We start from the raw sequence: 7,948 nt of genomic DNA, 5'->3' as shown, positions 1-7,948 counted from the left end.
CAGGCTGCTCGCTCGCGGGCCAGAGGGTATCGGAACGTAACAACCTTCATCACCATGATCTACCTGATCGGAGCGCCCATCACCCAACTCTTGGAGGCGTGAATTCCACAGCTAACGTCGAAGACCCCTTTTTTCCGTAAGGAGTGTTCGGTGCGACCTCAGTAAGCCAGATGGCTGTTTCGGCAGCCTCCACTTGACAAAAGAACGGGCGGATACCGCTGAATTGATGAAAACGCCAGTGTTGCAGCAAGCGGGCCGTCGTAGGAGTGACCTGCCACTGACTAGGGCTGGGAAGTTTGCGCCATATATCAACCTGATTCCGGATTTCATTGATGGTCGAAGTCGCATCGTAGCGCTGCCCGTCAGTCGACAGCCCTTTGCCTTCATCAATGCCCAATGAGTACTGCTTCTGCCCCCCCTGCTTCTTCGGCTTGGGAATGGGGGTAATGAACGACACCCTGCGCCGCGATTCGATAATCTGTTGGGTAGGCTGCCCAGTCTCATCGAGTTCCCAGTGGCGGGAGGGGTATTCATAGGGAGAATTGAGAATTGGGCGTTCAAAAAAGGGGTTGGGCATGAAGCAGCTCCTTTGCACCGAGAAGACAGATATAGACGCAGACTCGTCCAACCGGTTTGTGCAAAGGATTAAAAGGATGAAAGAAAAAATGCAATCGTATCTCCACGTGGTTAAGCGACACGGGTAGCCTCAACGGCATACTACGACACAGCAGCGGAACAAATGAAGAGACCTTGGGGCCAGACGAAGCAGGCCCCGCAGATTATGCTTGTTCTGGCATCATCCGCCAGAAAGCCGACTGCTTTTGTTTTTTTCTTAAGATAAGGCAGCAAGTTAACTTGGCATATAAGCCCGCGACTATACGCAATCTCAAGGGGTGCTTCGACGTGTATTTTAGGAATCTTTATCGACTAATATGAAGAGGGCGCATCATTCATCATTTTTTCAGATATATATTACAGTAATGAAACTAGGGAATTATTCCAGCCATCAGCCCTGATACCCCGCGTATCAGGGCGTTTCGCTTTCCAAGGAGACGCTATGGACACCCCTCAGTACACCTCCCCTGAGGTCACCGACCTCGCCAAGGCCCTCATTGCCGTTCAGCACACCCTGCAACCGGCCATCAAGAACCGAGAAAATCCGTTCGCCAAATCGCGTTACGCCACACTCAACTCCGTCATGGATTCCTGCCGGGATGCGCTACTGGCCAATGGCATCTGGGTGACCCAGTACCCGGTACCGGCAGAGGCTGGGCACCTCGGTCTCGTCACCAAGCTCACGCATGCGGAATCCGGCCAGTGGCAGTCGTCGCTGCTGGTCATGCCCCTGCCTAAGGCAGACCCGCAAGGATACGGCAGCGCCATGACCTATGCCCGTCGCTACGCGCTCTCGGCTATGCTTGGCATGGTGACGGAGGACGATGACGACGGCGAAGCTGCTTCCCGCGATACGTTTGCCAAGCCACGCACAGCACGTCAGCCCCGCCAAAAGGCGGAAGGAAAAGCCTCAACACCGCACGTAGTACAAGCAACGGCTCCCGAGTCACGCCCCATGCCGCCAGACAAGGCACTACACCCGGCCTTAGCATCGCTGCCAAAGCTGGATGGGGTAACCTACACGACGGCCACCACGCAGGATGGCCGTCTTTGCGTTGTGGCGTCCGGCAACACGTCTGCCAGAAAGCAACTTCTTGGGGCAGCAGGCTTTCGCTGGAACCCGGAGCGAAAGGTCTGGTGGCGTTATGCTGACTGAACACGGTATCAACAGACATGAAGCGGGGAGGGCCATACGGCTCTCCCCGCTTCATTCGTATGGAGCAACGCATGCATACCAAGAGCACGCAACCTCATGATGGTGAACTAACTCCAGCCTCCCTCCTCACCCACAACACACCGCCCTCTGAGGCACCTCTCGACGTGCTGCATACCGCACTTCACGCGCATAGCCTTCAGGCGACACAAAGCCAGCTGGGCAATCGGAGTGCCTACATCGGCATGTCGGATGTAGGGCATGCGGTCGAGTGTTTGCGATCAGCTGTCGCACGCAAGCTGAGCACTTCCGGTCCCACGAATACGCCTGCGCTCAAACGTCTGCTGACACTGCAACGTGGTCACTGGCAGGAGCAGGGCATCATGGAGGCACTGTCCGCCGCCGGGCATACCTTCATCCCGCAACTGGAAATTGCAGCAGCCTTCCATGGCGTCCCGATCAGAGCGCATCTCGATCTCACGCTTATACGATTGAACCCGCAGCCCTGTATTCAGGTCTGGGAGCTCAAGAGCAACCAGCGCCTGCCTGAAACCCTCTATACAGCCAACGAGGTACAGCTCTACGGCCAAATAGGTTTGTTGCATGCCTGTTGGAATCGACCGTGCTTCAGCGTGCGGGACGCATCCGGCCATCTCGTCCTCAGTCGCAAGACCTTTCCGGAGGCTGCATACCTACTGTTCCAGATCGATCTACCAGACTCGCCCGAACGAATTGCCATCGAAGGCTACGTGCTTTCCGTTGCCATGTCGGATGCCAAGGCCTTCGGGCCTTATCCACCTGATCGGAACATGCTTGGAGTCTGCCTGCGCACAGCCGCAACCCTTTGGCAAACCATGCAGACCGTGGCCACGGGCAGTTTGTCACTCGATGACGTGCCGACATGCCAAGGCTTTCATCCTCTATGCGACTGGTGCGATGCCAACGGCGATTGCCCCAAGTTCAAGCCCGTATGCCAAGACGGCGAACCTATCGCCCTAGACGATGAGTACGCCGAGTATCTTGCCCAGCTGACACAGCTGAAGGAACGGAAGCGATCTCTGGAAGGGGACATCGCAGAGATGGAGGACACCCTGCGCAGCACATGGCACCGCCTGACAAGCGCTGCGTCCTCTCAATCACCGGGCTGGATAGCAGCGGGCAACTACCGGTTCAAGACAGCAGCCGTACCGGGCAGAAGTACGCTGGACCAGACGATGCTCAAGGAGGAGGTCACAAAGCTCACACATGACGAGCAGGCGACTGAGGCACTCCTCTCGCGTTGCCGCAAGACAGGCGCCCAGCATGAACGGTTGACCATCAGCCCCATCAACACCAAAGGAGCATGACCATGGGATACGTAAGCGATGTGGCGCTGTGCCTCTCAGGCGCAGCGGCCACCAGACTAAATGAAGCTCTCGTAGCGGCCAGGCAGACCATGCCGACTACGATCTATGAGAATATTGAACGCTTTCTGAAGTCGGCTCTGCAAGGCACGGACACGGATAGCGGCGGTGTCCTCTACTTCTGGGAAACCATCAAGTGGTACGATGAGTTCACCGAGGTGGGTTTTCTCAACAGGTTCGTCACCTCTTTAGACGGAGAGGAGTACCTGTTCCTCCGCATCGGAGAAGATCACGACGACAACGTCAGCACGGGCTGGATGTACGACAACCCATTCGACGTGCGCATCATGCGGGAAATCCAGTTTGCTTAACCCGCGTAGCTCGGCCATTCGCGACGCTCATGCAGAACGCGCAAATGACAGGCCCCTCTGCACCAATCTCGTAGATGAGGATGTAGGGAGTATCGCGAATTCGCATCTCCCTTGTCTCTGCCACCCTGCCTAGCTTCCCCGCGCACGAAAAACGCTCAAGGATGGATACTCCCGCAAAGATCCTATCCGCAATCATCTGCGCCAGCCCCGCGTCTTCTCGCTGCAGATAGCGAACCGCCTCTTCCACATCACGCAAGGCAGGAGTGGTCCAGCTAATCGACATGCACACCGAGTGCCCGGATACGGGCCTTGGCCTCATCGTGTGCAACCACATCCCCATTCCTTGACGCCTGCTGCCCTACGGCAACCTGCTGCCGGAACCATGCGTCATATTCAAGGTACTGCTCCACAGCATCTTTGATGACCGCTGATCTGGTGCTGGACGACGAAGCAGCAACTGCGTCCAGCCTCGCCAGCGTGTCTTCATCCAATCGGATTGTCGTTGGCATGCGTGCCACCTCCGTATTGCAAACAGAATACGCATCTCTTGCACCACCGTCAAACCCACAGGAGACCATCATGTCTACGCTCTCACAGAGTGTTCCCTCGACCATCATTGACCTCGACGCCGGAGCCGTTTTCAGCGGCACCCCATCAGGGCGTATCATCAAGGGCTTCGACAAGCCCTGTGCCCACACCCCTAACATCGACCCGGACTATGTGTTCCATGAGTGCAGCCGGGACATCGTCGTATGGCTCATGGACAGCTCAGACCCGCTGTACGTGTTCGGTCCCACGGGGAGTGGCAAGACCAGCGCCATCAAGCAACTGGCAGCCCGTCTCAACTACCCGGTGTTCGATGTGACCGGGCATGGCAGGCTGGAGTTCCCCGACCTCGTGGGCCACCTGTCTGTCCGGGACGGAAGCATGGAGTTCCAGTACGGCCCTTTGGCTCTGGCTATGCGGCATGGCGGGATTCTGCTTCTCAACGAGATAGACCTGCTGGAACCGGCTACCGCCACAGGTTTCAACGGCATCCTCGACGGAGAACCCCTCTGCATTCCCGAGAATGGTGGAGAGATCATCACCCCCCACCCCATGTTCAGGTTCGCAGCCACTGCCAACACCAATGGCGGCTCCGACGACACGGGACTCTATCAGGGCACCTTACGCCAGAATCTTGCGCTCCTTGATCGATTCTGGCTGTGCGAAATGCCGTACCCAGCCCCGGAAGCCGAGATGGCGTTGCTGGAACGAAGGGCACCGATGCTGCCGAAGGACATCAGGACGAGGATGGTGGACTACGCCAATGAGGTCAGGCGTCTTTTCATGGGGGAAAACGGAACAACCTATGGTCACAGCATCGAGGTCACCTTCTCGACCAGAACGCTGTTACGCTGGGCTGATCTTACCATTCGTTTTCAACCTCTCGCTCGCCAAGGAATCCAGCCGCTTACCTACGCCTTTGATCGCGCCTTGGGCTTCAAGGCCAGCAAGGACACCCGGACCACCCTGCACGAGTTGGCGCAACGCCTCTTCCCGCAGCATGCCGCAACGGGGGAGTAGACGGGAGCGGCCCTACCGCACCACTGGATGCGACCGCTCCCCTTGCGGATTTCTTGGATAACCTGCTGGCAACAACACACAAAGACCCAAGCCTTCTTATTCGACACCCCATCTATGTCCATCTCGACAAGCCAACATCCCATGGGTGGAAGTTCTGGAGCGCTGCCACGACTCAGGACGGCATCACCCTTCGCTGGGCTCGCTATGGTCAAAAGGCACAGGAGCACGTCCTCACAACCGGACGCTGCCGCTGCGCAAGCCCTTTTGAAGAGCTTCGCTATCGGGTTCTGGACAAGCTCCGCAAAGGCTACCAGCCCGACATGAGCAAGTCCAAGCTCCCCTCTGTCTAATTCTGTCCGCACAACTCTGAAATCTGGAACGATCGTGTGCCAAAAAGGATCCACGCGAGGAGTTACTCATGACACCACAGACCTTCCCCTTCTCCCACTCCATCGAACTCGTCAGGCCAACACCCCGTGGCAACGACTACCTCTACTGGCGGGCTGAAGCCTGCAAGGACGCTCTCAGAATCTGCACATGGTGCGCTGATGCCTCTGGAGTCCCCGTCGAAGGGCGGGTCATCCAGACCATCGCCTGCGCTCAGTGCCGCTCCGAAGACCCCGTGCTGGAGATGTGGTTCCGGGCGTCCCACAAGATCGACCACATGGCATTCCACATCACACAAGGCTGTTAGGAGGCAGACATGGACCCTCTGAAGGAATTACGCATCTACAGCTGCGAACATGAAATACACCTTGTCCACTGGAAAAAGTTTGATGTGCTCGCCACCCACTGGAGAGCACGAGCCGAAGCGCAACAGTTGATCATCACGGAGTGGAAAGGGTTCCTCGATGATTCTACTCCAAGGGGTGAGATGCGCACACAGCACATTGAAGCTCCGGAATGCACCGACTGCGACCCTGTGCAGGAACTCTGGCGACAGGCCGGAGACAGGATACAGCGACACTACCGTTTCAAGGACGGAGAGTAACGAGCCCCTCAAATGAGGGGCTTCTTCATTTGCATGGAGGACATCATGACCACAGACATCACTGTTCTGGAAAGTCTCATGGCCATTCACCTCGACGTGAACATCTGGACGGCCAGAAAGAAACTGAGCCCTGCCGACTTTGGCGGGGCCGAGCTTCCCCCCGAGGATCTGGCCTCTCTGGGAAGCAAGAGGGTTTGCGATCCTGAAGACCTGAAGGTTTTCGGCACATTGAAGGCCCGTGCTGTGAGCCTTCTTGACCGCCATGGCATCCGTTTTCTGGGCGGGTGGGCCATCCCCCACGACCGGGCGGAAGAGATCGGAGCAGAGCTCGCAACGATACGTGACGCGTTCATGGAGGCCAAAGAGACCTTTCTCGCCCGGTATGACGAAGCCGTGCAGGAGTGGATCACCCGCCATACGGGATGGGAGCAGATCATTGCCAGCTCCACCGTGGGCGCGGATTACGTTCGAAGCCGTATGGGCTTCCGCTGGCAGGTGTACCGCATCATGCCGCCTGCACTACCACAGAGCGTGGAAGAGGGGCTGTGCGAAGAGGTTGTCGGCCTGGGGTCACGCCTTTTCGGGGAGGTGGCCAAGGCCGCCACAGAAGCGTGGCACAAATGCTATGCAGGCAAGACAGAGATCACCCGCAAAGCCCTCTCGCCTCTGCGCACCATCCACCAGAAGCTATCGGGGTTGACCTTCGTCGAGCCGCGTGTGGCCCCCATCGCCGACCTGTTGCAGGTAGCGTTTGAAAGCCTGCCCAAGCGGGGCAAGATCGAAGGAGCTTCCCTGCTCATGCTACAGGGAGTCGTGGCTCTCTTGCGGGATACCGGTGCGCTTGTGGAGCACGGCCAGAAGATCCTTGAAGGGGCATCTCCCCAAGGGCTTCTGGCCATCCTTGGGGGCCCTGCCGCTGCATCTGACAGCGTGGCCGATGACCTCGCTGTCGAGATCGATGATGTGGTGGATGACCTCGCCCCGGCACCTGTATTCCCCGGCAACCCGCAGCCTACGTTACCAAGCTACGGGCTCTGGTGATTCGCTGGACAGCCTGCTGCAAGGCGTTTACCTAGCAACAAGATATGCGAGGATAGCTTACATGACTCACGATGCATTCCGGACAGTCGATGCGCTGAAGGCCAAGCTAGATGCGCTTCGTCCTTTGCCTGCAGAGGCCGCCCGCCAACTCCGGGCGGACATGGTCTTGCGGTACACCTTTCATTCCAACGCCATTGAGGGGAACACGCTTTCGCTCATGGAGACCAAGGTTGTACTGGAAGATGGCATGACCATAGGTGGCAAGTCTGTTCGTGAGCATCTTGAAGCCATCAACCATGCCGAGGCCATCAGCTTCCTTGAAACCCTCGTTGATGCGGGAGCACCGCTTGATGAGCGTAGCCTCAAGGAGCTGCACCAGTTGGTGCTTCGCGGCATATCCGACAGTGCAGGGCGTTATCGTACAGGGAACGTTATCATTTCCGGTGCCGGGCATACACCGCCAGATCATCTGCATGTGCAGCACCGGATGGACGCCTTCTTTGATTGGTATGGTCAGGAAGAGATGCAACTCCATCCCGTGGAGCGAGCAGCCCGAATGCATGCCGATCTGGTGGTCATCCATCCGTTTACGGACGGTAACGGGCGTACATCGCGCCTTGCCATGAATCTGGAACTGATGCGAGCAGGTTTCCCCACTGTCGTCATTCCCGTCGAGCAGCGCGCTGCCTACTACGAGAACCTTGATGCCGTAGGGACCCGGCAGGATTACGAGCCATTCATCCGGCAGGTTGTCGCCCTTGTCGAGCACAGCTTTGCCCCCTACTGGCCGCTACTTGGCCTAGCCTGAGAACCACAGCCATACGCCAGCAAAGCCCCGGAGCATCCGCTTCGGGGCTTTTGCATGTTG

At 57.6% G+C, this 7,948-nt stretch carries 10 protein-coding genes and 1 pseudogene; 8 read left to right on the top strand and 3 right to left on the bottom strand.

Annotation, left to right across the window (positions count from 1 at the left end):
• Positions 1-127: 127 nt before the first annotated feature.
• Positions 128-577, bottom strand: a pseudogene (locus V6B97_RS10775) (restriction endonuclease); the annotation flags it as partial.
• A 480-nt stretch (positions 578-1,057) separates the two neighbouring features.
• Between V6B97_RS10775 and V6B97_RS10770 the strand changes: the two are divergent.
• From V6B97_RS10770 to V6B97_RS10760, 3 genes are all read left to right on the top strand, one after another.
• Positions 1,058-1,771, top strand: a complete 714-nt coding sequence (locus V6B97_RS10770) for an ERF family protein (RefSeq protein ID WP_333506509.1) — start codon at positions 1,058-1,060, stop codon at positions 1,769-1,771.
• A gap of 71 nt (positions 1,772-1,842) precedes the next feature.
• Entirely contained in the window at positions 1,843-3,114 is a 1,272-nt protein-coding gene (locus V6B97_RS10765; protein ID WP_333506508.1) for a hypothetical protein, read from the top strand.
• 2 nt (positions 3,115-3,116) lie between these two features.
• Complete coding sequence (locus tag V6B97_RS10760) at positions 3,117-3,482, top strand: hypothetical protein (protein WP_333506507.1); 366 nt, start codon at positions 3,117-3,119, stop codon at positions 3,480-3,482.
• Here the strand turns inward: V6B97_RS10760 and V6B97_RS17440 are convergent.
• Positions 3,457-3,765 (bottom strand): type II toxin-antitoxin system RelE/ParE family toxin, encoded by a 309-nt coding sequence (locus tag V6B97_RS17440; protein ID WP_442935479.1) that lies wholly within the window; start codon positions 3,763-3,765, stop codon positions 3,457-3,459. The genes V6B97_RS10760 and V6B97_RS17440 overlap by 26 nt on opposite strands.
• Complete coding sequence (locus V6B97_RS17435; protein WP_271370966.1) at positions 3,755-3,991, bottom strand: CopG family ribbon-helix-helix protein; 237 nt, start codon at positions 3,989-3,991, stop codon at positions 3,755-3,757. Before V6B97_RS17435 ends, V6B97_RS17440 begins: the two co-directional genes overlap by 11 nt.
• A gap of 70 nt (positions 3,992-4,061) precedes the next feature.
• On the opposite strand from V6B97_RS17435, the gene V6B97_RS10755 reads away from it, so the two are divergent.
• The 5 genes from V6B97_RS10755 to V6B97_RS10735 all read left to right on the top strand — a co-directional run bounded on the left by V6B97_RS10755 (position 4,062) and on the right by V6B97_RS10735 (position 7,888).
• Positions 4,062-5,048, top strand: coding sequence for an AAA family ATPase (locus V6B97_RS10755; protein ID WP_333506511.1), 987 nt, complete (start codon positions 4,062-4,064; stop codon positions 5,046-5,048).
• Positions 5,049-5,466: 418 nt separating this feature from the next.
• Positions 5,467-5,742, top strand: coding sequence for a hypothetical protein (locus V6B97_RS10750; RefSeq protein ID WP_333506506.1), 276 nt, complete (start codon positions 5,467-5,469; stop codon positions 5,740-5,742).
• 9 nt (positions 5,743-5,751) lie between these two features.
• Complete coding sequence (locus tag V6B97_RS10745) at positions 5,752-6,039, top strand: hypothetical protein (RefSeq protein ID WP_333506505.1); 288 nt, start codon at positions 5,752-5,754, stop codon at positions 6,037-6,039.
• Positions 6,040-6,084: 45 nt separating this feature from the next.
• Positions 6,085-7,080, top strand: coding sequence for a DUF3150 domain-containing protein (locus V6B97_RS10740; protein WP_011792971.1), 996 nt, complete (start codon positions 6,085-6,087; stop codon positions 7,078-7,080).
• A 61-nt stretch (positions 7,081-7,141) separates the two neighbouring features.
• Entirely contained in the window at positions 7,142-7,888 is a 747-nt protein-coding gene (locus V6B97_RS10735) for a Fic family protein (protein WP_333506504.1), read from the top strand.
• Positions 7,889-7,948 lie beyond the last annotated feature (60 nt).

The sequence above is a fragment of the Nitratidesulfovibrio sp. 1201_IL3209 genome, assembly GCF_036763125.1.
Taxonomy (GTDB): domain Bacteria; phylum Desulfobacterota; class Desulfovibrionia; order Desulfovibrionales; family Desulfovibrionaceae; genus Cupidesulfovibrio.
The sequence above is the reverse complement of the archived record's forward strand: the minus strand, read 5'-3'. Positions and strand labels throughout refer to the sequence as shown.

Coding starts and splice junctions, on each gene's coding strand:
- V6B97_RS10770 (WP_333506509.1), top strand. CDS start 1,058: ATGGACACCCCTCAGTACACCTCCCCTGAGGTCACCGACCTCGCCAAG.
- V6B97_RS10765 (WP_333506508.1), top strand. CDS start 1,843: ATGCATACCAAGAGCACGCAACCTCATGATGGTGAACTAACTCCAGCC.
- V6B97_RS10760 (WP_333506507.1), top strand. CDS start 3,117: ATGGGATACGTAAGCGATGTGGCGCTGTGCCTCTCAGGCGCAGCGGCC.
- V6B97_RS17440 (WP_442935479.1), bottom strand. CDS start 3,765: ATGTCGATTAGCTGGACCACTCCTGCCTTGCGTGATGTGGAAGAGGCG.
- V6B97_RS17435 (WP_271370966.1), bottom strand. CDS start 3,991: ATGCCAACGACAATCCGATTGGATGAAGACACGCTGGCGAGGCTGGAC.
- V6B97_RS10755 (WP_333506511.1), top strand. CDS start 4,062: ATGTCTACGCTCTCACAGAGTGTTCCCTCGACCATCATTGACCTCGAC.
- V6B97_RS10750 (WP_333506506.1), top strand. CDS start 5,467: ATGACACCACAGACCTTCCCCTTCTCCCACTCCATCGAACTCGTCAGG.
- V6B97_RS10745 (WP_333506505.1), top strand. CDS start 5,752: ATGGACCCTCTGAAGGAATTACGCATCTACAGCTGCGAACATGAAATA.
- V6B97_RS10740 (WP_011792971.1), top strand. CDS start 6,085: ATGACCACAGACATCACTGTTCTGGAAAGTCTCATGGCCATTCACCTC.
- V6B97_RS10735 (WP_333506504.1), top strand. CDS start 7,142: ATGACTCACGATGCATTCCGGACAGTCGATGCGCTGAAGGCCAAGCTA.